We start from the raw sequence: 19989 nt of genomic DNA, 5'->3' as shown, positions 1-19989 counted from the left end.
CCGGCGTCAGCTCTTCGCCACGTCGGTACCGGGTGGTGTCACCGGAAATCACGTCCCTCAGAACCGTATCGAGGTCCGGGAACCCGCCCCGGACGCAGGCAGGCACAGCGGGCGTCAGGACTCGATTCAAAGGAACGCACGTGCACACACAGGAAACCAACGGCGCCCCGCAGAGGCGAATATGACGACCGGGGCGATCCGTGGCCCGGTACGTTTCCTGACGACCGCCAGTTTCGTCACCACCGTCGGCAGCGGGCTCTATCTCGCCGGCAGCATGCTGTTCTTCACCCGCGTCGTCGGACTGAGCGTGTCGGGCGTGAGCACCGGCCTCGCCCTCGCGACGCTCGTCGGCATCCTGTCGGGCGTCCCCCTCGGCACCGTGGCCGATCACGTCGGGCCCCGGGGACTGTACGTCGCCACCCAAGGCGTCCAGGCGACGGCGATGTTCCTCTTCCCGATGACGCACTCCTTCGCGGCCTTCCTCGTGCTGGTCACCGTCGCCGCCGTCGGCCAACGCGGCGCCCAGGCGGTCGGCGGCGCTCTCGTCGCGCGGATCAGCGAGCCCGGGGAACGCACTCGCATCCGGGGTCATCTCCGGGCCGTCACCAACCTCGGTATGGGCATCGGCGCCGCGGCAGCCGGCGTCGCGCTCCAGCTCGACTCGACGACCGGCTACACCCTTCTGATCCTGGCGAACGGGCTGAGCTTCCTCGCGGCGGCAGGGCTGCTGCTCAAGATCCCTTCTGTGGATCCGGTGCCACGCCCCCCGGGTGCGCGACGTACGGAGGCCCTGCGGGACCGGCCGTACCTCGCCCTGTCGCTGCTGTGCGGGGTCATCGGGTTCCAGTACGACGTGGTGTCCCTGGTCCTGCCGCTCTGGCTGGTGTCGCACACCGAGGCGCCCCGGTGGTGGCTGTCCGCGCTGCTGGTGGTGAACACGGCAGTGGTCGTCCTGTTCCAGGTCAAGGCGACCCGCTGGGTGAGAGGACCGTTGGCCGCGTCCACCGCGCTCCGCGGAGCGGGGTTCCTGTCCCTCGCCGGCTGTATCGCCCTGGCGCTCGCCGCAGGGGTGTCCGCCCCCGTCGCCACGCTCCTGCTGCTTGTCGGCGTGCTCCTTCTGTCCACGGGCGAACTCGGCCTGGCCGCAGGGGCCTTCGAGATCAGCTACGAACTGGCCCCGGAGCACAGCCAGGGGCAGTACCAGGGAGCCTTCAACCTGGCTGATGGCGTGGTGCGCGCCGCGGCACCGGTGGTGCTCACCGCCCTGTGCCTGCAGTGGGGCAAGCCCGGCTGGGTGGCACTCGGCGTCGTCCTCGCGCTCTGCGGACTCGCCACCCGTCCGCTCACCCGCTGGGCCCTGCGGACACGGACGTTTCCCGCGCCGGAAGCAGCCCTCCCCGTCGGCTGACCGCAACCGCGAGCCCCACCCCGCCGCACGCCCGCCGCATGCCGTGGCGGTAGCCGCAGTCACCCGGCTGTTCCCGCTCCTCGCCGAAGAGCAGGTGCCGCCACGAACGTCTTGGTGCCCTCCGTGGAGCGTCGTTCCGGCTCCCCGGCGCCGCGGATCTCCAGCGCTGGGTGCTCTGGTAAGCCGCTCACCGCCTCGCCCGCCGCTTCCTCCCGCGGCTGTCGGAGGCGGTGTCGTTCTGGAGGTGCGGACAGTCCAGGCCGGCGCGGTGGTTGGGGAGGCGCATGCGATGGGCCAGGTCACGCGTCATGCGCTGGGGGAGGCTGCAGCGCCAGGTGATATCGGGGTAGCAGGCTCGCAGGTGGGACACCGCACGCGTACCCAGACCGCTGTCCTGCAATGGTGTGGAGACATGGACCTGGGTGATCACCCCGCTCGCGCAGTGATCACACACTTCGTAGGTGACTTCCCCGACGACGCGGCGGACATAGACCAGCAGCAGACTCTGCGCGCGCTCGCTCGCCGGTGCCGGGGAGTGGAAGATCACCACGTCCCGGTAGGCGAGCAGCCTGCGGTGGAGCTTGCCACGTCGGCGGCCCGGACGAGTGTGCCGTGATCGCCGACCGCGGTGCATGCCTCGCAGCAGGGCTCCCGGCAAGAAGTTAGGTGTAGCGACCATATGCGGCGCCTACCCGAGCCGAATGCGGACAATCCCCCGGGACCGACGCCTCCGCCATCCGCCCCCTTCCGCCATCCGCCCCTTTCCACGCTCCGCCCGCCCTGAGGCGCTTCGGGTGCGCGCGGAACAGGTAGTCGTCTGCGTATTTCTCCCCTGCTCAGGACCGCGAGGTGACGGAGAGAGTGACGGGGACCGCTGCTTCCGGTCCCTGTGTCTGCGCCCGCGACCGCCGGGAGCGGGGGAGAGGGGCCGTCGTGTGGACGGCTCACCTGGGGTGGCGGATCGCGTAAGCGCCTGGTTGACGTACGGGGAATGGGTTGTGTCGTGCTGGAGCGGTGTGAGTGCCCGCGCCCCGCGGTGCCGGGGCCGGGGCCGGGCGTCGAGCGTGACGTCAGGTCCGGCCATCGGCCGGCCCGGTGTCGCCGTCGCGGCAGGCACGTTCCTTGTCCGCGCAGGAGGACCGGCGGGCGGCCTGGACGAGGGTGCGCTCCAGACGTGCCAGGGCGCGCAGGGCCGCGGTGCGCTCGTCGGCGGAGAGGTTCCCGGCCGCCAGGTCCTCGAGCCGGCTCCAGCTCTGCTCGACCTCCCGGCGCAGGGCATGGCCGGCGGCGGTGGGTTCGATGAGTGACGCGCGCTTGTCGGTGAGCGAGGGGCGGCGGCGGACGAAGCCGGCCTGCTCCAGGCGCCGGACGGTACGGGTCATGGTGGCGGCGTCGGAGTCCACCCGTCGCACCAGGTCCGTCTGCCGCTGTGCGCCGTGTTCCCACAGGCACATCATGACCAGCTCCTGGCCCGCGTGGAGACCGATGCGGCGCAGGTGCTGTCCCGCGACCATGCGGTGCAGCCGGGCCAGGCGGAAGATCGCGTGGCTGATCGGACCGCCGCCGGCCGCGGCCGGTACCGGGACGGTGGCCTCCTGTCCCGGTACCGGGCGCCTCCAACCGGTCTCCGGTGTGGGCTGCGTCATCTTTTCCTCATTTTCCTGCCTGGACAAGAAAATGGTACGTCCTGGTCGGCTTCCTCGTGGGGTCCGCCGGGCTACGTTCCATGTATGCCCAGGCCGCAGGTGTGGCGTGCTTCACGGTGGGCCTCGGGAATGGCTGCGGGTGATCTACTTGTTCGGACAAGTGATTTACTTGTTCGGGCAGGCAATCGTCGCTGCGGGCGGCGGAGCGCCTGAGCCGTAGAGCGTCACGTATCCAGAGGAAGAGACCATGACCACTGCTTTCGATCCGATCGTCCTGGGCGGCAAGCGCCTGGCCAGCCGCGTCGTCATGGCTCCGATGACCCGCAGCCGTGCGTTCGGGCCCGGCGCCGAGCCGACGGAGCTGATGGCGACCTACTACGCGCAGCGCGCCAGCGCGGGGCTGCTCGTCACGGAGGGCATCCAGCCCTCGCCGGTCGGCCAGGGCTACCCCGACACCCCCGGCCTGCACACGTCCGGGCAGGTCCGGGCGTGGCGGACGGTGACCGACGCCGTGCACCGCGAAGGCGGCGCGATCTTCGCCCAGCTGATGCACACCGGCCGGATCGGCCACCCCAGCCTGCTGCCCGAGGGCCTGGTGCCGGTCGCGCCGTCGGCGGTAGCCGCGAAGGGCCAGGTGTTCACCCACGAGGGCCCGAAGGAGTTCGTGACGCCCGAGGAGCTGACCGAGCCGGAGATCCGGCAGACCGTCGCCGACTTCGCCGACGCGGCCCGCAACGCGATCGAGGCCGGCTTCGACGGCGTGGAACTCCACGGCGCCAACGGCTACCTGATCCACCAGTTCCTCGCGCCCAACACCAACCGGCGCACCGACGCCTGGGGCGGCGACACCGAGGGCCGGATCCGGTTCGCGGTGGAGGTCGTCACCGCCGTGGCCGAGGCGATCGGCGGCCACCGGGTGGGCCTGCGGATCTCGCCCGGAAACGTCTACAACGACATCGCCGAGGACGACCCGGCCGAGGTCTACGCGGCGCTGCTGGACCGGCTCGCCACCCTGGACCTGGCCTATCTGCACCTGATGGAGGGCCAGGACCGCTCCCTGACCGCGCGGCTGCGCAAGGCATGGCCCGGCACGTTCGTCCTCAACCCGTTCACCTACCCGGACGCCACCGGTCCGGACGCGCTGAAGCTGGTCGAGGACGGCAGCGCGGACATGGTCGCCTACGGGGCGCTGTTCCTGGCCAACCCCGACCTCCCGGCCCGCCTGGCCGCCGGCGGCCCGTTCAACTCCCCGGACAAGGCCACCTTCTACGGCGGCGACCACCGCGGCTACACCGACTACCCCACCCTCTCCGCCTAACCGGAACCCCTGACCGGTTCCCCACCCCTTCGGGAGTTCTGATGTCCCAAGCGATCACCTTTTCCGCCTACGGTGCCCCCGACGTGCTGCAGCTGTCAGCGGTCGCCACGCCGGAGCCCGGCCCGGGCCAGGTCCGGATCCGGGTGCGGGCAGCCTCCGTGAACCCCCTCGACATGAAGATCCGGTCCGGCCTGATGGCCGGCAAGGTCCCCGCGCACTTCCCCGTGATCCCCGGCCTGGACGCGGCCGGTGTCGTCGACGCGGTCGGCGAGGGCGCCGAGGCGGCCGTCGGGGACGAGGTCCTCGGCGCCACGGCCGGCGGCAGCTACGGCGAATACGCCCTGCTCGACCGGGCGGTGGCCAAGCCCGCCGCGCTGTCCTGGGAGGTCGCCGCCTCCCTGGTCACGGTCGGCCGGACCGCGTCCCGTGTCCTCGGGGAGCTGGGCGTGCGGGCGGGGCAGACCCTGCTGGTCCACGGCGCCGCCGGCAGCGTAGGCGTCATCGCGGTGCAACTGGCCGTGGCCCGCGGCATCACCGTCGTCGGAACGGTCGGCGCACATGACGTCGACCGCCTCACCGCGCTCGGCGCGACCGCCGTCCGCTACGGCGACGGCTGGACGGAGCGCGTGCGGGCCGCAGCCCCGCAGGGAGTCGACCACGTCCTCGACGCCTCCGGCGCCGGTGTGCTGGCCGACTTCGTCGCGCTGACCGGTGACAGCGCCCACGTGATCACCATCGCCGACATGTCCGCCGCGCAGCACGGCGTCCGCTTCAGCGCGGGGGCCGCCGGCCAGATCGGGGATTCCCTTCCCGAGCTGGTGCGGAGGGCCGCCGAGGGCACGCTCACGGTGCCGGTCTGGCGCACCTACCCCCTGGCGGACGCGGCGCAGGCCCACACCGACCTGGAGGCGCGCCACAACCGCGGCAAGGCCGTCCTGCTGCCCTGATCCCCGCCCGCGCCGCCTCGTGCCGCCGGGGGAGCGGGGCGGCGCCCGGGGCCGCAACCCGGCGAATCCCCGCCGGCCGCGGCCCACCCACCGCACACCACACCACCAGTGAGGACAAGGACCGAGAACCGATGGCAGCCCGCACCACCCTCGCGCCGCTGACCGCCGATGCGGACCTCACCGCCGCGTTCGAGGTCCTCGGCCAGAAGTGGAACGGAATCATCCTCCACACCCTGGCCACCCGCCCCGCCCGCTTCGGCGAACTGTCCACCGCCATCGACGGCATCAGCGTGAAGATGCTCGCCGGCCGGCTGCGCGAACTCCTCGACGCCGGTCTCCTCACCCACGACCGGCTCCCGCCCGGGCCCGCCACGTACACCCTCACCACCGACGGCCGGGCGCTGCTGCCGGCCCTGGAGCGGATCCGCTCCTGGTCGCAGCGCAGAAGAACCACATGACCCCGTCACTCCTCGTCACTCCACGAAGAATGGAACGCACCATCATGTCAGCACGCACCCTGCCCGAAGCGACCTTCGCCCGCACCGTTCTGGGGTCCGGCCCCGGCCTCGTCCTCGCCCACGGCGCCGGCAGCAGCGCCAACAACACCTACGGCCCGATCCTGGAAGGCCTGGCCGCCCACCACACCGTGGTCGCCGTCGACTACCCCGGCAGCGGCGAGACCCCCCGCTCCACCACCCCCCTCGACATAGACGAGGTGGCCGACCAGCTCGTCGCCGCCGCCTTCGCCGAGGGCCTGGAGACCTTCGCCCTGCACGGCTACTCCCTCGGCGGGCCGATCGCCATCCGCGCCGCCGCCCGCCACCCCGAGCGCGTCACCGCCCTCGTCCTGAGCGCCACCATGGCCCACCCCAACAACCAGCAGATCCTGACCGTCAAGGTGTGGGGCAAGCTCGCCGCCACCGGCGACCGCCGTCTGGTGAGCGAGTTCCTGTTCCCGCACGCCCTCAGCCCCCAGGCCATCGAGGCCATGCCGGCGGAGCAGTTGGAAGAGGCCATCACCTACGCCGCCGCCGAAGTCGCCGACGGCACCGTCGAGCACGCCGACCTCGTCAGCCGGATCGACGTCCGTGACGACCTCGCCGCCCTCCGCGTCCCCACCCTGGTCATCTCCACCACCGCCGACCACCTGGCACCCCCCGCCCTGCACCGTCACCTCGCCGACACCATCCCCGGCGCCCAGCTCGCGGAGATCCCCACCGGCCACCTGCCGATGGTGGAACGCCCCGAGGAATGGCAGAAGCTGATCACCGACTTCCTCGCCCGGCACCGCGCCTGAGACGCACCGCCGGTGGGGGCCGTGCCGCGGCCGAGGCGGCCCCCACCGGCGGTGACAGCCACCACCGGACGGCGCGACGACCGCCGTACGGTGTCCGGGCCGGGGAAGTCCGGATCCTGGACCGTGCCGATCCGGTATGGCCCGTGCTGGTTCGCTGTGCACGCGCCCCGGCCTCGCCGGCGACACGCCACGGCGAAGCCGGGAGCGGCCGCGAGCGGACAGCGCCGCCCGGGGTCGTCGAGCGGCCCGCGCCCGGTGCGGCCGCCCGCCCATCCGAGGGGGAAGCCATCAACACGTCCCGGACGCGCGAGGAACCGGACGCGCACTACCGGACCGCCCGGCTGCTCCACGACCAGGACCGCCCGCTGGAAGAGGTCGCCGGGCATCTGCTCGCCGCCGAGCCCGAGGGCAGGGACTGGGTGGCCGGCGCGTTGCGTGCCGCCGCTCGCCTGGCCGCGGCCCGCGGCGGCTCGGAGAGGGCCGTGGCCTACTTGCGGCGTGCGCTGCGCGAACCCCCTTCGTCCGGGCAGGAGATCCTGCTGGCCGAACTCGGCCGGGCCGAGGCACCGGCGTACCCGGCAGCCGCCGTCCGCCACTTGTCCGCGTCACTGGACGTGCTCACCACCGCCCCGGAACGGCTGACGGTGGTGCCCGTCCTGGCCGACGCCCTGGAGCGGTGCCAGCGCGGCTGCCAGGCGGCCGAACTCCTCGACCGTGAGGCCCGCTCGCTGACCTCGGGCGACCGGCCGCCCGAGGACACGTCGTCCGGCCTGCACCACGCCGTGTTCGGCCTGCGCCTGCAGCGTGTGCTGATCGAGCTGGAGGACCTGAACAAGCGGCCGTGGACGGGCCGGGGAACGGCCGGGCTGCCGGCCGGCGACGACCGCATCCGCGAACGGGCCGTCGCGGCGGTCCGGTCGGCGCTGACGGCGGGCCGCCCCGCCGACGCCGCCACCGCGGCCGCGTACGCCCGTGACGCCCTGGACGGACCGCTGCCGCAGGACGACGTCATCACCCGAGCGATGGCACTGGGCGTCCTCGCCCTGGTGTGGTGCGACCAGTTGACGGAGACCGCGCGGATTCTCGACCGGCTCTCCGAGCAGACGCAGTGGTGCGACGCCGCTGCCGCGCGGACGCTGATCGCGATGGGCCGGTGCGAAGTCGCCTACCGCGGTGTCGACCTAGCCGCCGCCCTCGACGCGGGGCGCCGCTGGCTCGACCTGGCCTCGGCCTCCCACGGAAACCCCATGATCCCGCTCGCCCTCGCCGGTGTGCTGCGGGTGCTGCTGGAGACGGGCCGGCGCGAGGAGGCCGAGCCCCTGCTCGCCCTCGCCGAGCAGGAGCGGTACGGCGACGTCTGGCAGTGGACGCACCTGCTGGAGGCCCGTGCCGCCTGCGCCTGGCCGACGGCGATCACGCCGCCGCCCTGGACGACCTGCTGGAGTGCGGACGCCGCCAGACCGCCTGGCAGCAGGACAACCCCGCCCTCCTTCCGTGGAGGTCCCTCGCCGCCCTCGCGCACCGCGCCCTGGGCCGTTCCGACCGGGCCGCGCGCCTGGCCCACCAGGAGCTGGAGCAGGCCGAGGCATGGGGCGCCCCTCGTACGCTCGGCATCAGCCTGCGCACCGTCGCCGTGACCGTGCGCGGCCGCGAGGGCCTGAAGCAGCTGGAGACCTCCGTCGGCCTGCTGGAAGAAGCCGGAGCCACCCTCGAACAGGCCCGGTCACTCGTCGAGTACGGCACCTTGCGCTTCGAGGCCGGGCACGCCCGGCTGGGCCGGGAGACGGCTCGCCGCGGGCTGGAACTGGCCCGGCAGTGCGGGGCCGAGGGCCTTGCCGACCTCGCCCGCGAGCGCCTCCAGGCATTCGGCGCGCGGCCCCGCCGAGCACACACGGTCGGGGCATCGGCGCTGACCGACCGTGAACGCCGCGTCGCGGTGCTCGCGGCCCGCGGACTGACCAACCGGGAGATCGCCGACACCCTGTTCATCACGCAACGGACCGTGGAGAACCACTTGACCAGCGGATTCCGGAAACTCGGCATCGCCCGCAGACGAGAGTTGGCGCCTTTGCTCGACGACGAACCGTCGTGACGCCGAACGGCACATCTGCGCGGGCGTTCCCCTCGGCGGGCGAACCCGGGGGGCGAAGCCCCGGCACGGCGGTCCGGGGCGTCCGGTCCGGGGCCGTCCGGGCGGCTGCGGCCGGGCGGCGGGCCGGTGCCCCGGAACACGGGACACGGACCCACCGCCGCCCGGCGCCGCGGGGGTGAACCGCGGGCCGCCGTGCGCTCCCGGCTACCCGGCCCGACGCAGTCCCGCGTACTGCATCGAACCGAACACCACCACGGCGATACCGATGAAGCCCGCGTAGCCGCCACCGAGAGCGGTGAGCGGGAACCACGACGTTCCGGCGGCGAGTATCGCCGCGCAGCCCACCGCCCACACGACGTTGAGCACGACGGCTGCCACGGCGACCGGCCGCATCACGGCGGGATGGGTGGCCCCGTACCAGAGGGCTACGGCGTAGACGGCGAGGAACGCGCCCTGGGCCCAGTGCAGCCACACCGGCAGACCCAGCAGCGAGTCCAGCATCCTGGCTCCCACCAGGCTGAGGGCCGCGACCAGCCCGGACACCGTGCCGTCCAGCTTCAGGGAGAAGCGCAACAGACCGTCGTCCGGGGCTGATCCCCTCGCGCCGAAACGGCCGTCTCGCAGGCCGGCTGGTTCATCCACCATCGATTTCTCTTTTCGTATCAGGGTTTTGGTCTCCGGGCGGCCCTGCGCTCCCCGCCCCCGGCGACCGGCTCGCGGCCGTCCGGGGCACCCGCCGTCGCGCAGCGGAAACGCGGCGGCGGGCGCAGGAGGAGGGCCTGCCCTCACGAGAGACAAGGCTGCCGAGCCGGAGGCCGTTGTGGATCACGGGATTTCCGTGAGAACACGACCCACTCCCGGCTGCTGTCCGGCGGACTTCCGGGATCGCCGACGGAAGAACGGCTGGTACGCACCCCGACGGGGCGGTGTCGGTGGTGGTGGGCGAGCGCGAGGGCTGAGCAGGCCGCGAGGGAGGAGCAGGTAGTGAGGGCGTAGCGATTCGCGTAGTTTCCGCCTTCTCGCCGCACGGGGAACCGCGCAGTGTGTGAGGTGTCCGACCGCTGCGCCGTTCAACGTTGGGTAAGGGCGATGGAAACCTCGCAACAGCTCTCACACGCGATGAGGACGCCGGTGCCGGTGCGTACCGCTGTCGGCGACGGCCCTCGCGGCAGAGGCCGGGACGCGGCCCTCGTCGAGAGCGATCCCCGCTTCGCCGCTCACGCGTCGCGTCGGCTCGCGCACCGTCCGGAAGCGGTCGGCCACGCCCGTCGCGTCGCCAGGTCGGTGCTCCACGCCTGGCGTATCGACGACGATGCCGCCCACTGCGTACTGCTCGTGGTGTCCGAGCTGGTCACGAACGCCGTGGAGCACGCGCAGCCGCCGCTCGCCCTGCACCTGCGCCGCGAGAACAGAGGCCCTCGGGTGTGGGTGGCAATCACCGACGGCGGCCCGTCGGTCCGGGGCGGGACCTGGACATCGTCCTGCGCCCACGACGAACACGGGCGCGGCCTGGCCATCGTCGAAGCCCTGGCCGCCGCACACGGCGCCGACAGTCACCCGGACGGCACCACCCACTGGGCACGATTGCCCGTGGCATACCGGACTCGCTGACCACGGCCGACGAATCCACGGAAGGAGCCCACCAGGAAGGCGAACTGCGCATCCGAACTGCCTATCCGAAACTACTTCCTAGTAGATTTTTATCCCGTTCAGGGGTCGATTAATCTCCGGAAGTATGACTTCCGCGGCTCGGCCCAGCGTCCTGGAGGGTGTCGAGACCCTTCCGGTGGACGTCACCAGTTTTGTCGGCCGGCGGCAGCAGGTGACCGATGCGAAACGACTGCTCGCATCCGCACGGCTTTTGACGCTCACCGGCCCCGGCGGGGTGGGCAAGACGCGTCTCGCCCTGCATGTGGCCGCCGCGATGCGACGGAGTTTCCGGGACGGCGTGCGCTTCGTCGAACTGGCGGAATTGCGCGATTCCTCGCTGTTCGCGCATACGGTGGCGGCACAACTCGGCCTGCACGACCAGCCCTCGTGCACCACCATCGACGTGATCATCGAATACCTCCGCTCGCACGAGGTGCTTCTCACGCTCGACAACTGTGAGCATCTGATCGACGACTGCGCGCGGTTCATCGACGGCGTCATCCGGGCGTGCCCGAAGGTGCAGATCCTGGCGACGAGCCGGCAGTCGCTCGGCGTGTACGGCGAGACGACCCTGGTGGTTCCTCCGCTGCCGGTACCGAGCCCCGAAGCGGTGCCGTCGCCGGACGCGCTGACGCAGTACGACGCGGTACGGCTGTTCGTCGACCGCGCCGGCGCCGTGCTGCCCGGGTTCCGCCTCCGTGACCAGGACTGCGCGGCGATCGCGCGACTGTGCCGCGCACTCGACGGGATCCCGCTGGCGATCGAACTGGCCACGGTGTGGCTGCGCGCGCTGTCGCTCGACCAGATCGAGGAGCGCCTGTCCGAGCGCTACCGCCTGCTCACCGTCAGCCCGCGGAACGCACCCACCCGGCAACGCACACTGCAGGCGCTGATCGACTGGAGCTACGACCTGTGCGCGCAGCCCGAACAACAGCTGTGGGCGCGGGCGTCGGTGTTCTCCGGCAGCTTCGATCTGGACGGCATCGAATACATCGGCGCCATCGACGGGATCACGCCGGAGGAGATACGGAACATCGTGCTCTCCCTCGTCGACAAATCCATCCTGATCCGCGACGAGCGCGATGGCTGTGTGCGCTATCGAATGCTGGAGACCATCCGGGAGTACGGGGAGGCGCGGCTTGTCGCGGCCGGCGAGCACGGTGCCGTCCACCGCCGTCATCGCGACTGGTACCTGCGCATGGTGGAGCGGTTCCAGGCCGAGTGGATGGGCCCGGACCAGGACTCCTGGATCCTGCGGCTGCGACGTGAGCACGCCAACCTGCGCGAGGCCCTCGGCTTCTGCCTCTCCCAGCCCGATGACGCCGTCCTCGCGCTGAGCATGGCGGACAGACTGGGGACCTACCTGGGGGTCCAGGGCTTCAACAGCGTGACGCGTCACTGGCTCGATCAGGCGCTGGCGGCAAGCCCCCCACCTTCGCCGGAGCGCACCTCGGCGTTGCGTCGCAATGCCTGGGTCGCGCTGCTGCAAGGCGACGTCGACGCCGCACAGGCGCAGCTCGCCGAGGCTGCCGAACTGGCCGCGGAACTCGGCCTCACCAAGGAAAGCGCCTATGTGACGCTCGTGAAGGGGATGCAGGCCGCGGCCGCGGGAGACATCGAGGAGGCGTCACTGCTCACCGGCGACGCCTTGTCCGGCTTCAGCTCGGGGCACGAACTCAGCGGCAGACTCCTCACGATGTCCATCCACGGGCTCCTCCTCGGACTCCAGGGGGAGCGCGAACGGGGCCTGGCGCTCCTGGAGGAGGCGGTCGCCCTCACCGTGCAGCGCGGCGAGGTGATCTGGCGCTCCTGGGCACTGCTGGCCCTCTCCTTCGTCGAACTCGACCACGACCTGGCGCACGCGGAAGCCGCAGCGCGCGAGGCCCTGAACCTGCGCCGCCGGGTGAGCGCCAAGTTCCTGATGGCCTTCGCCTTCGAGATCCTCTCCTGGGTGAGCGAACGGCAGGCGCGCCATGTCCGTGCGGCCACCCTGAGCGGTGCCGCCGCCGCCATGTGGCGGACGGTCGGCACCTCACCGGACTACTTCGACCCGGTGGGCGTCGTGCACCGGCAGCACCTGACCATGGTCCGCGCGGCCCTGGGCGACGACCGGTACGACGCCGCCTTCCAGCGCGGCTACGACCTCTCCGAAGAGGCAGCACTCGGCTACGTGCTCGGGACGGCGGCCTCGACCGGCGGCGAGCCACGCCAAGCGGGCGGTGCGGACGCGGACTTGACCCCGAGAGAGCGGCAGATCGCCCAACTCGTATCCGAGGGCCTGACCAACAAGGAGATCGCGACGCGCCTGGTCATCGCCCCCCGCACGGCCGAGGGGCACGTCCAACGCATCCTCACCAAGCTCGGATTCAGCTCACGCGCGCAAATCGCCGCCTGGTACGTCGGCGGACAGCAGGTCCGGGAACTGCCCCTCCCCTCGAACTGACGGGGGAGTCCTTCCCGGGCGTCCACGCGCACAGTGCAGTGGACGAGGCATGCCGAGCGAATCGCGCAATCCGGGCAAGCCGTTCTCGTACGGCTTCTCCAGCGGCCGGGTTTAGGGAATCACCTAGGAGCCGCACCGTAGGCTTCGAAAGGAGCCGGCAGGCATACGGAAACTCCGGTCACGGTGATTCGGCCGGGACCGGGGAATCGGACGCCTGACCTCCGCCGTGCCGGAGTGCGCCGCCGAACGCTCTTGCCGCAGGCGGCTTTCTTCTGCCTGCCGGAAAGCGGCAGTTGGTGCATGACGGGCGGGGCGGAATTCCGGGTACAGAATTTCGCGAGTGGGAAGCCGGGACGCTGGGATATCGGGATATCGGGATGCCGAGATGCCGGGACAGGGTTTCGGGTCGGAGTTCGCGCGGAGTCCTGAAAACCTCCGGAACGCACGCCCCGGCACGAGAAGTTCCCTCGCACGGCACGGGTGAATTCGCAGGCGGAGCTGAGAGCAGACGGAGGGTTCGTGCGCAATCGAGAGATCACACTGACGCCGGGGGCCGCACCGCAGGAGGCCCTGGGCGTTGCCCGCGCGGCGCTGGAGCGGCAGGGCTACCACTGGGTGCCGCAGACCAACAGCAGCGCAGAGGTGCGCGAGGGCGAGAACGAGGCCCGCAGCAAACTCTTCACCGGCAGGCTCTGCATGAGCCTGTCCGTCCAGGACGACCGGCTGGTCATGGAAGCCGAGACCAACGGCCTGGGACTGGCCGCCACGACCGGAGCCCCGGCCGCCACGGTCCGCATCCGCAACAAACTGAACCACTGCGCCGACATGGTGAGCAGCGCACTCGCCCAGGCGGGCCTGGCCCGCTGACCACCCCAGCGCAGCCCTCGCTCCGGGGGGCGGGCCGGGCGGGCACGGGCGAAGGGCGTCTGACGGGCAGGAGCCCTGTCAGACGCCCTCCTCAGGTTCGAAAGACTCTAGGACTCCAGCAGTGGGGCGATCTTCCAGCAGTAGAGATCTTTTGAAGGCTGCGCGCGGCGCGTATCGGGCAGGCCATGGGCGACGACCGCTTCCAGCGCTTCGGGGCTGTTGGAGGTCTCCACGTCCGAGGCGATGATTCCGGGCCAGTCGCCGCATGACCAGTACAGCCGATGCCGTCCGGACGCCAGAGGGAGGAACCCCACCAGATTCGCCCTGTCCGTCGAGTGCTTCGTCTCCGGGGTCAGGACAGCCGGTTCCTCCTGATCCTCCTGATCCTGCTGTTCCTGACCTCCCCGGATATCGAGGAGGTCGAGTGCCAGGGACGGCATCTGCGACAGGTCGCCTTCATCGTCGCGGTAAAAGGTCCGGTAGAACGGGTCCGCGGTCTGGGCGGCCCGCACGATCTGGAGGACTTCGCCGGCGGCGATGATGATCTCGTCCTGGATCAGGGGGATTTCGTAGACATTCAGGTCCGGCGCACACGCGTCCTTCGTGCCGACGGCAACGCAGACGGCTTCCTCCCCGCCCTGTGGTGGGAGCACTCCCCGCATATAGGTGTTCCCGTGCACCGGGCGGGACAGGTGACGCAGGACCAGGTGGACCACCTGCGTCTGTATGCGGGTGCTGTAGAGAGAGGAGGAAGGCGTCAACGTCGGCTCCGATCAGCAGATCAGACGGATTCGGTCACACCCCGCATTTGACCCGGCGGACCTTGGTTACGGCCTTCTCGGGGGTGTCTGCGACACCGATGATGTCAGTGTCGATCACGCTGCGCCATTCGCGTACCTGGCGGTTGGCGCACTTCTTGCGGGCGTTGGCTCGCCATGTGCTGGGAGCCTTGTTGAGCTTCTTGCTCGGCTTCACGATCTTTGCCCCCTTGGCGACCGTGTGCCACTTCGTGGCGCCCCTCTTCCTGGTCTGGAGCCAGATGGTCACCTTGGCCTTGGAACCGGGGCCCTTGACCTTGAACCACCATCCGTGCCCGGAGGCCGTTGCAGGCTTGGTCGAAGATACATGGACGAAGTCACCGTTGCTGGCATAGACACCGGGTCCGGGACGGGGAGCCTGCTCGGCTGCGCCTGCGGGCGCCGCGGCTCCCATGAGTAGAGCCGCGCACAGCGTTGCGGTGGCTATCTTCTTCAAGCGGATCCTCCCGTTGACGTGTGGTTCCGGCGAACGTCAACAACCCTAGATTTCCGAACAGCCGGACGGTATTGGACCTTTGGGCACTGCCCCAGAGGGCAACATCCAGGGGGCCGTGAGCTCCGCATCGCCGCGGAGCCCCAGGGCGTCGACGATCCGCCCCGCTCGTGCCTGTCGATGACCCCTCGGCCGTGGTCCCGGACGGGTCCGGTGCCGTCCGCGATGTGGTGCAGGAGGGCTGTCAGGGCGGTCAGGGCGGTCATCGTCTCGGCGTCGGTGCCGGCCCGCACCGTGCGGCTCCAGGCGACCTGCTCGCCGTGCTCCTGGCGTGGAAGTCGGTCGCGCATCGCGCAACGGTGGGCCAATCGTGACCGTTGTCAGCGATGGCCGCTGGCTTGCGCCTGGGGCGCGTCGTTCGGATCTGGTGCCCCGGCCTCCGAACGGCCGCGTTTGCCCGAACGGCAGCGCCTGCGCGAGCGGCAGGGCGCTGTCCCCCTGCTCGTCGGACGCCCGCGCGGATCCGTCTTTCAGCCTTCCCGCCTGTCAGCCTTCCCGGATGAAGCCCTCCCGCACCAGCCAGTCCTTCGCCACCTCGTGCGGGTCCTCCCCGTCCACGTCCACCCGCGCGTTCAACCGCTGGGCCTCCGACCCCGTCAGCCGCTTGGTGATCGGGGCGAGGAGGCCGGCGATGGCGGGATGCTTCCTCATTGTGGCGCTGTTCATCTCGGGTGCCGCGTTGTAGTTGGGGAAGAAGTGCCGGTCGTCCTCCAGCACCTTCAGCTTGAGTTGGGGAATGCGGCCATCGGTGGTGGCCGCCACGCCGAGGGCGCAGGCCGCGCCCTCGGCGACCTGGGTGTAGACGACGCCGTCGTCCATCTTTTTGAAGTTCCCGCGCCGGAGGGCGAATCCGTACGTCTTCGCCACGCCCGGCAGGCCGTCCTCGCGCACCGAGAACTCGCTTCCGCCACAGATCGTCGCCGCGCCCGGGTCCTTCTTCGTCAGGCGTGCCACGTCGGAGAGTGTGCGCAGCCGGTACTTCTGCGCGTTCGCCTGGTTCGCGACCAGCGCGTAGGTGTTGTTGAGCGGGGCGGCGGGCAGCCAGGTGATGCCGTGGCGGCGGTCCTCCTGGCGTACGGCGTCCCACTGCTCGTGCGGGTCGACGACCCGCTTGGTATGGCCGAGGTAGGTGATCCAGGCCGTTCCGGTGTACTCGTACATCCCGTCCGCCGCACCGGACTTGACCGCCTCGCGGGCACCGATCGAGCCCTGGATGTTCGTCCGGTCCAGGACTTCCGCGCCGGCTGCTTTGAAGACCAGCCCCATGATCTGGCCCAGGATGATCTGCTCGGTGAATTCCTTCGATGTCACGGTAAGTTGCGCGCCTTCTAATGGCCGCCCCTTCCCGATGGAGCCGGGCTGTACCGAGTCGGCCAGCGGGCTGCCGCTGGTCAGTCCGCAGCCGCTCAGCCCCGCGGCGGCGAGCAGCAGGGCGCCCGCGCCCGCGACGGTTTTCCGTACCTGGGCCAGGTACATCAGTCCACCTCCATGGCCTGGATGGCGTAGCCGATGGTGCGGCGGAGCGCCACGGGGTTGATGCCGGTGACGTCCTCGCCGCCGATGGTGTTCTGCCCCGAGGCCGGCTCGATCAGCCGCCTGATCCGGGCGGATCCGCCGGGGCCCGCGGCGCCGGACGTCGGGGAGGTCGGTCCGACGATTTCGGCAGAGTCAGCCACGGATCCCCCGTGAGATGGTGAGCCGTCCGATCGGCGCGTACCCGGCGTCGAACGGCAGGACTGGGACGACGATTCCGAGCGTCCCCGACAGTACTTCGTCGAGCGTGCTCGCACCGCCCAGACCGGCGATCCCGCGGAAGATCTGGTTGCCGAGCCCGAGCCCGAGCCCGAGCCCGAGCCCGAGCCCGAGCCCGGGCCCTGGGGCAATGGCCGCGATCGGCCCTCGCCCCAGGCGGGCCGAGCGAAAGGCGCCCGACCGGCAAAAGGCCAGGTCGGGCGCCGACCCGGTCACCGGCCAGGCCCTCGCCGGTCACCGGCACGCGATGGTGCGCCAGTACATGGCGACGTAAGCGGGCGAGACGGACCTCAGCGCAGCTCTGGCGGCAGACCCGCGCTGCTCCGTCCGTTGGCGTGTGTCGGTGTCCACTTTTGGGCTACAAGGCGGTGGGCCACATGGACGGACCGGCGGTGAGGGTGCCCTTGCCGTTGCCGGCGTAAAGGTGCAGGCTGCGGTCGCTCCAGCGGGCGGCGATGTCGGACTTGCCGTCCCCGTTGAAGTCGCCGCCGAGCAGGGCGCGTATGTTGCGCCAGGACTTGTCGTCCCAGAGGTCAGGGGCGCGGGTGACGGTGCCCTGCGCGTTGCCGGTGTAGAGGCGGAAGCCGCCGTCGGAGTCAGTGGCGACGATGTCGTCTCTGCTGTCGGTGTTGAAGTCGCCGCTGGACAGGATGCGCATGCCGTCCCAGGACTTGTCGTACCACAGGTCGCGCTTGGCTCCGCTGAGAGTGCCGTCGGTCTTGGTGGTGTAGGCGTGCAACGAGCCGTCATCCCACACGGCTGCCAGGCCATCCCGTCCGGAGCCATCGGCACGGAAGCGCACGATCTGGGGCATCCCCTTCCAGGACTTGTCGTACCAGACCTCCACGCTGGGCTTCAGTGTGCCGTTGGCTGTGCCGGCGTAGAGGAAGAGCTGGCCGTCGTCGCGGCGCGCGATGATGTCGCCCTGGCCGTCGCCGTTGAAGTCACCACCGATGATCTGCTGGAAACTCTTCCAGGTGCCATCATGGGTCCACAGCTCACGGCCGTACTGCAGGGTGCCGTCCGGTGTGGCGTAGAAGGCGTGCAGGTTGCCGTCGTTCATGACGGCGGCAACGTCGGTGCGGCCATCGCCGTTGAAGTCGGCCGAGGTGATCACATCGCTGACGTCCCCGAACTTCGTCGCAAGCCGCACCGTCTGGATCCAGCTGGCTATGTCGTCCGTGCGGGACGCGACGGCATCGGCGCGGGTCTCATCGTCATGGCCGAAGCAGCCGCCCTGCCAGGACTGACTACCGACTCCGGCCAATTCGTAGCGGCCGCCAATATCACGCCATACAGGAGCACCGGTATCCCCCTCACAGACGGCGGCACTGTTGTCCTTACCAGTGATGCCGAGCGAGGTCTGCTTGGCAGCGCCTACGGAGAACCGCCCGTAGTGCAGGCGGTCGGGGACCCACTCGTCCTTGGTGCGGCCGTAGCCGCTCACGAAGACGTCCTCGCCTGGCAGTGGGGCCTTGGCAGTAATTTCGACGGGGGCGATATCCGTGACGGGCTTGGCCAGTTTGGCCATTACCAGGTCACGGTCATCGCGGGGAACCAGCTTCTCCACGGTGGTCACGGTGCCGCCATCGCGCGTCAGGTCCGTGCGGCCGACCGTGGCGATGGTCTTCATCTTCGGCGCCCCAGCAGGAACCTTCAGGCTCTCCGCGGGATTGTCGGCAAAGCAACTAGCGGCCGTGACCAGCCACTGCTGATCGACCAATGCGGCCGAGCAGCTGCGCTGCCCACCGATGTCCAGCTTCACCGTGAACGGGTACGAGCCGTCTTTGGTGGCGGGGCCAACAACAGCGCCCGCGGGAGCAGCAACGAGCACACCGGCCGCGATGACGGGGGCAAGAAGCCCTGCGGTCAGGGCCGCGCGCGAACATCTGACAGACATACGTCTTCCTCGTCTGGGTTTCGATTTCATAGATGGGAGATCGGCAGCTCTGCACCGATGGCGCTGGTGCGCAGCATCGGCGTCCGGGGCACTTGGTGAGTGCCGCCTCCGGCACTTGGACGCGCTGAGTGGAAACGGCAGATGCCCAAGCCCTCAGCGGAGCGGTATATGCGCGGCTGCTCCCGGCAGCTGAGAAGCTGGAGGTCTGGGCAACGCGATCACTGCTCCAGCCAGACTTGAAGCCCTTGCCGCTGAAGGTCAATCCGACGTCGCTGTCCATCCCGATGCGCTTGTCTTCCGGCACCAGTTTCCATGTGCCAGCTCCGCCGCCCGTGTGCGCTGGGCTGTCGTCGCAGTCGAAGCCCGGCCAGTCGGCGACGTGAACGTCCCAGTGGGCTTGGCGGCAACGGCCTCCAATGGCGTGGCTCTCGCACGGGGGTCAGCCCACAGTCCACACTAGCCAGCCTGGCAGCTTGTTCGCGGGAGCCTGGGGTCTGTGGTCAACCCTTGACGCGGAGCTCGACCAGAACGGTGGGACCGGCCGGCGGGGTGTCTCCGGGACCGACACCCTTGGTGAAGTTCTTGGGCACGTCGACGCTCTGAGTTTTGCCAGCCGAGGTGAGGTCCGCCTGAACGGCGACGTCGCCGGTCATGATGTTGTAGACCTGGGGGAGTTCCAGTGTGAGGTAGCCGGTCTTGCCGGTTCCGGTGACCTTGAAGCAGTACCTGCCCGTCTTGGTCTGCCCCGGGTGATTGACGCCGGTCGAGACCTGAATGTCCTGGCCATCGGGGGCCTGGCAGTCGGCGAGGATGATGTGGCCGTCGCCCTTGCGGAGCAGGATCCCCTGTTCCCTGAGAATCTTTGCCGCGTTCGGGTAATCAAAGGTCTCCACCGCGTACGGCGGGTTCGCGTCGCCCGCGGACTGCTGGGCAGCGTTATGCGTGGATTGCGGCGCGGCCTGCGCAACAGCGAGAGTGAAGACCCCCGCGACAGCTGCGGCGCCACTGATGACGCCCACAGTCAGCGCCTTTCGCGCGCGAGATATCACCAGAAGTTCCTTCCATGTGTGCTGCGGCAACAACAGGAAACCGCAGGGAAAATGAACCGAATGGTCAGCCGTGAACCTATCACCCGCGAAACTCAACGAGTAATCTTTCCAGCCAAGTTACAGATTGATCACAGCTTTTCGGGGCGTACAACCTTTCACGAGCCGGCTCGCCTAAGTGCCCGAAACATTCTCGCCGGATCGTTCTTGGATCGAGCCATCCTCTCCATATTTCTCGGCTCGGTCGCCCATCTGGACAGTTATGCTCTCGGCGTCGAAAGACGTCACATAGGTAACTGAAAAGAGAAAGGC

Annotated in this window: 19 protein-coding genes and 1 pseudogene; 10 read left to right on the top strand and 10 right to left on the bottom strand. The window is 70.1% G+C overall.

The annotated features are described in order from the left end of the window. Nucleotides 1-181 precede the first annotated feature (181 nt). A complete protein-coding gene (locus K7396_RS03805; protein WP_086719417.1) occupies nucleotides 182-1408 on the top strand; it encodes an MFS transporter in 1227 nt (408 codons plus the stop codon). 187 nt (nucleotides 1409-1595) lie between these two features. On the opposite strand, the gene K7396_RS03800 is transcribed toward K7396_RS03805, so the two are convergent. Both K7396_RS03800 and K7396_RS03795 read right to left on the bottom strand, forming a co-directional pair. Beyond that, nucleotides 1596-2042 carry a hypothetical protein gene (locus K7396_RS03800; protein ID WP_223659610.1) on the bottom strand — a complete coding sequence of 149 codons (447 nt, stop codon included), beginning with the start codon at nucleotides 2040-2042 and terminating at the stop codon, nucleotides 1596-1598. A gap of 436 nt (nucleotides 2043-2478) precedes the next feature. Continuing rightward, on the bottom strand, nucleotides 2479-3054 hold the full coding sequence (locus K7396_RS03795; RefSeq protein WP_086719418.1) for a MarR family winged helix-turn-helix transcriptional regulator: 576 nt from the start codon (nucleotides 3052-3054) through the stop codon (nucleotides 2479-2481). Between the two features lie 247 nt (nucleotides 3055-3301). Between K7396_RS03795 and K7396_RS03790 the strand changes: the two genes are divergently transcribed. The 6 genes from K7396_RS03790 (at nucleotide 3302) to K7396_RS03765 (ending at nucleotide 8708) form a co-directional block, all read left to right on the top strand. Further along, complete coding sequence (locus tag K7396_RS03790) at nucleotides 3302-4372, top strand: alkene reductase (protein ID WP_086719419.1); 1071 nt, start codon at nucleotides 3302-3304, stop codon at nucleotides 4370-4372. 41 nt (nucleotides 4373-4413) lie between these two features. Next, nucleotides 4414-5319, top strand: coding sequence for an NADP-dependent oxidoreductase (locus tag K7396_RS03785; RefSeq protein ID WP_086719420.1), 906 nt, complete (start codon nucleotides 4414-4416; stop codon nucleotides 5317-5319). A gap of 131 nt (nucleotides 5320-5450) precedes the next feature. Beyond that, the gene (locus tag K7396_RS03780) at nucleotides 5451-5777 is read left to right on the top strand and encodes a winged helix-turn-helix transcriptional regulator (RefSeq protein ID WP_086719421.1); all 327 of its coding nucleotides are present in this window, start codon (nucleotides 5451-5453) and stop codon (nucleotides 5775-5777) included. A 44-nt stretch (nucleotides 5778-5821) separates the two neighbouring features. Further along, nucleotides 5822-6616: an alpha/beta fold hydrolase gene (locus tag K7396_RS03775; protein ID WP_086719429.1), complete on the top strand. Its 795-nt coding sequence runs from the start codon at nucleotides 5822-5824 to the stop codon at nucleotides 6614-6616. A 143-nt stretch (nucleotides 6617-6759) separates the two neighbouring features. Continuing rightward, nucleotides 6760-8253 carry a hypothetical protein gene (locus tag K7396_RS03770; protein ID WP_158101153.1) on the top strand — a complete coding sequence of 498 codons (1494 nt, stop codon included), beginning with the start codon at nucleotides 6760-6762 and terminating at the stop codon, nucleotides 8251-8253. Next, nucleotides 8250-8708, top strand: coding sequence for a helix-turn-helix transcriptional regulator (locus K7396_RS03765; protein WP_158101154.1), 459 nt, complete (start codon nucleotides 8250-8252; stop codon nucleotides 8706-8708). Before K7396_RS03770 ends, K7396_RS03765 begins: the two co-directional genes overlap by 4 nt. Nucleotides 8709-8912: 204 nt before the next feature. Here K7396_RS03765 and K7396_RS03760 read toward each other — a convergent pair whose 3' ends face one another. Continuing rightward, the gene (locus K7396_RS03760) at nucleotides 8913-9353 is read right to left on the bottom strand and encodes a hypothetical protein (protein WP_143589160.1); all 441 of its coding nucleotides are present in this window, start codon (nucleotides 9351-9353) and stop codon (nucleotides 8913-8915) included. Nucleotides 9354-9845: 492 nt separating this feature from the next. Here K7396_RS03760 and K7396_RS03755 point away from each other — a divergent pair, with 492 nt between their 5' ends. From K7396_RS03755 to K7396_RS03745, 3 genes are all read left to right on the top strand, one after another. Then, nucleotides 9846-10319 (top strand): ATP-binding protein, encoded by a 474-nt coding sequence (locus K7396_RS03755; RefSeq protein ID WP_223659609.1) that lies wholly within the window; start codon nucleotides 9846-9848, stop codon nucleotides 10317-10319. Nucleotides 10320-10443: 124 nt separating this feature from the next. Continuing rightward, complete coding sequence (locus K7396_RS03750) at nucleotides 10444-12801, top strand: ATP-binding protein (protein WP_107421211.1); 2358 nt, start codon at nucleotides 10444-10446, stop codon at nucleotides 12799-12801. A gap of 519 nt (nucleotides 12802-13320) precedes the next feature. Next, nucleotides 13321-13668, top strand: coding sequence for a hypothetical protein (locus K7396_RS03745; protein ID WP_086719425.1), 348 nt, complete (start codon nucleotides 13321-13323; stop codon nucleotides 13666-13668). A 107-nt stretch (nucleotides 13669-13775) separates the two neighbouring features. Here K7396_RS03745 and K7396_RS03740 read toward each other — a convergent pair whose 3' ends face one another. From K7396_RS03740 to K7396_RS03710, 7 genes and pseudogenes are all read right to left on the bottom strand, one after another. Further along, nucleotides 13776-14384: a hypothetical protein gene (locus K7396_RS03740; RefSeq protein ID WP_143589114.1), complete on the bottom strand. Its 609-nt coding sequence runs from the start codon at nucleotides 14382-14384 to the stop codon at nucleotides 13776-13778. 79 nt (nucleotides 14385-14463) lie between these two features. Further along, on the bottom strand, nucleotides 14464-14922 hold the full coding sequence (locus K7396_RS03735; protein WP_143589113.1) for a hypothetical protein: 459 nt from the start codon (nucleotides 14920-14922) through the stop codon (nucleotides 14464-14466). Nucleotides 14923-15465: 543 nt separating this feature from the next. Then, nucleotides 15466-16455 (bottom strand): glycine betaine ABC transporter substrate-binding protein, encoded by a 990-nt coding sequence (locus K7396_RS03730; RefSeq protein ID WP_086718457.1) that lies wholly within the window; start codon nucleotides 16453-16455, stop codon nucleotides 15466-15468. After that, nucleotides 16455-16655, bottom strand: coding sequence for a hypothetical protein (locus tag K7396_RS03725; protein ID WP_086718456.1), 201 nt, complete (start codon nucleotides 16653-16655; stop codon nucleotides 16455-16457). Before K7396_RS03725 ends, K7396_RS03730 begins: the two co-directional genes overlap by 1 nt. Then, nucleotides 16648-16887: pseudogene (locus tag K7396_RS03720) on the bottom strand (hypothetical protein); the annotation flags it as partial. The pseudogene K7396_RS03720 and the gene K7396_RS03725, both read right to left, overlap by 8 nt. A 202-nt stretch (nucleotides 16888-17089) precedes the next feature. Continuing rightward, nucleotides 17090-18631 carry an FG-GAP-like repeat-containing protein gene (locus K7396_RS03715; RefSeq protein ID WP_086718455.1) on the bottom strand — a complete coding sequence of 514 codons (1542 nt, stop codon included), beginning with the start codon at nucleotides 18629-18631 and terminating at the stop codon, nucleotides 17090-17092. 500 nt (nucleotides 18632-19131) lie between these two features. Beyond that, nucleotides 19132-19650, bottom strand: a complete 519-nt coding sequence (locus K7396_RS03710; protein WP_174886806.1) for a hypothetical protein — start codon at nucleotides 19648-19650, stop codon at nucleotides 19132-19134. Nucleotides 19651-19989 lie beyond the last annotated feature (339 nt).

Origin of the sequence: Streptomyces angustmyceticus, assembly GCF_019933235.1 — a bacterium.
Lineage (GTDB): Bacteria > Actinomycetota > Actinomycetes > Streptomycetales > Streptomycetaceae > Streptomyces > Streptomyces angustmyceticus.
Note: the sequence above shows the minus strand (reverse complement) of the source record. Positions and strands in the feature narration are given on the sequence as shown.

Coding starts and splice junctions, on each gene's coding strand:
- K7396_RS03805 (WP_086719417.1), top strand. CDS start 182: ATGACGACCGGGGCGATCCGTGGCCCGGTACGTTTCCTGACGACCGCC.
- K7396_RS03800 (WP_223659610.1), bottom strand. CDS start 2,042: ATGCACCGCGGTCGGCGATCACGGCACACTCGTCCGGGCCGCCGACGT.
- K7396_RS03795 (WP_086719418.1), bottom strand. CDS start 3,054: ATGACGCAGCCCACACCGGAGACCGGTTGGAGGCGCCCGGTACCGGGA.
- K7396_RS03790 (WP_086719419.1), top strand. CDS start 3,302: ATGACCACTGCTTTCGATCCGATCGTCCTGGGCGGCAAGCGCCTGGCC.
- K7396_RS03785 (WP_086719420.1), top strand. CDS start 4,414: ATGTCCCAAGCGATCACCTTTTCCGCCTACGGTGCCCCCGACGTGCTG.
- K7396_RS03780 (WP_086719421.1), top strand. CDS start 5,451: ATGGCAGCCCGCACCACCCTCGCGCCGCTGACCGCCGATGCGGACCTC.
- K7396_RS03775 (WP_086719429.1), top strand. CDS start 5,822: ATGTCAGCACGCACCCTGCCCGAAGCGACCTTCGCCCGCACCGTTCTG.
- K7396_RS03760 (WP_143589160.1), bottom strand. CDS start 9,353: ATGGTGGATGAACCAGCCGGCCTGCGAGACGGCCGTTTCGGCGCGAGG.
- K7396_RS03750 (WP_107421211.1), top strand. CDS start 10,444: ATGACTTCCGCGGCTCGGCCCAGCGTCCTGGAGGGTGTCGAGACCCTT.
- K7396_RS03730 (WP_086718457.1), bottom strand. CDS start 16,455: ATGTACCTGGCCCAGGTACGGAAAACCGTCGCGGGCGCGGGCGCCCTG.
- K7396_RS03715 (WP_086718455.1), bottom strand. CDS start 18,631: ATGTCTGTCAGATGTTCGCGCGCGGCCCTGACCGCAGGGCTTCTTGCC.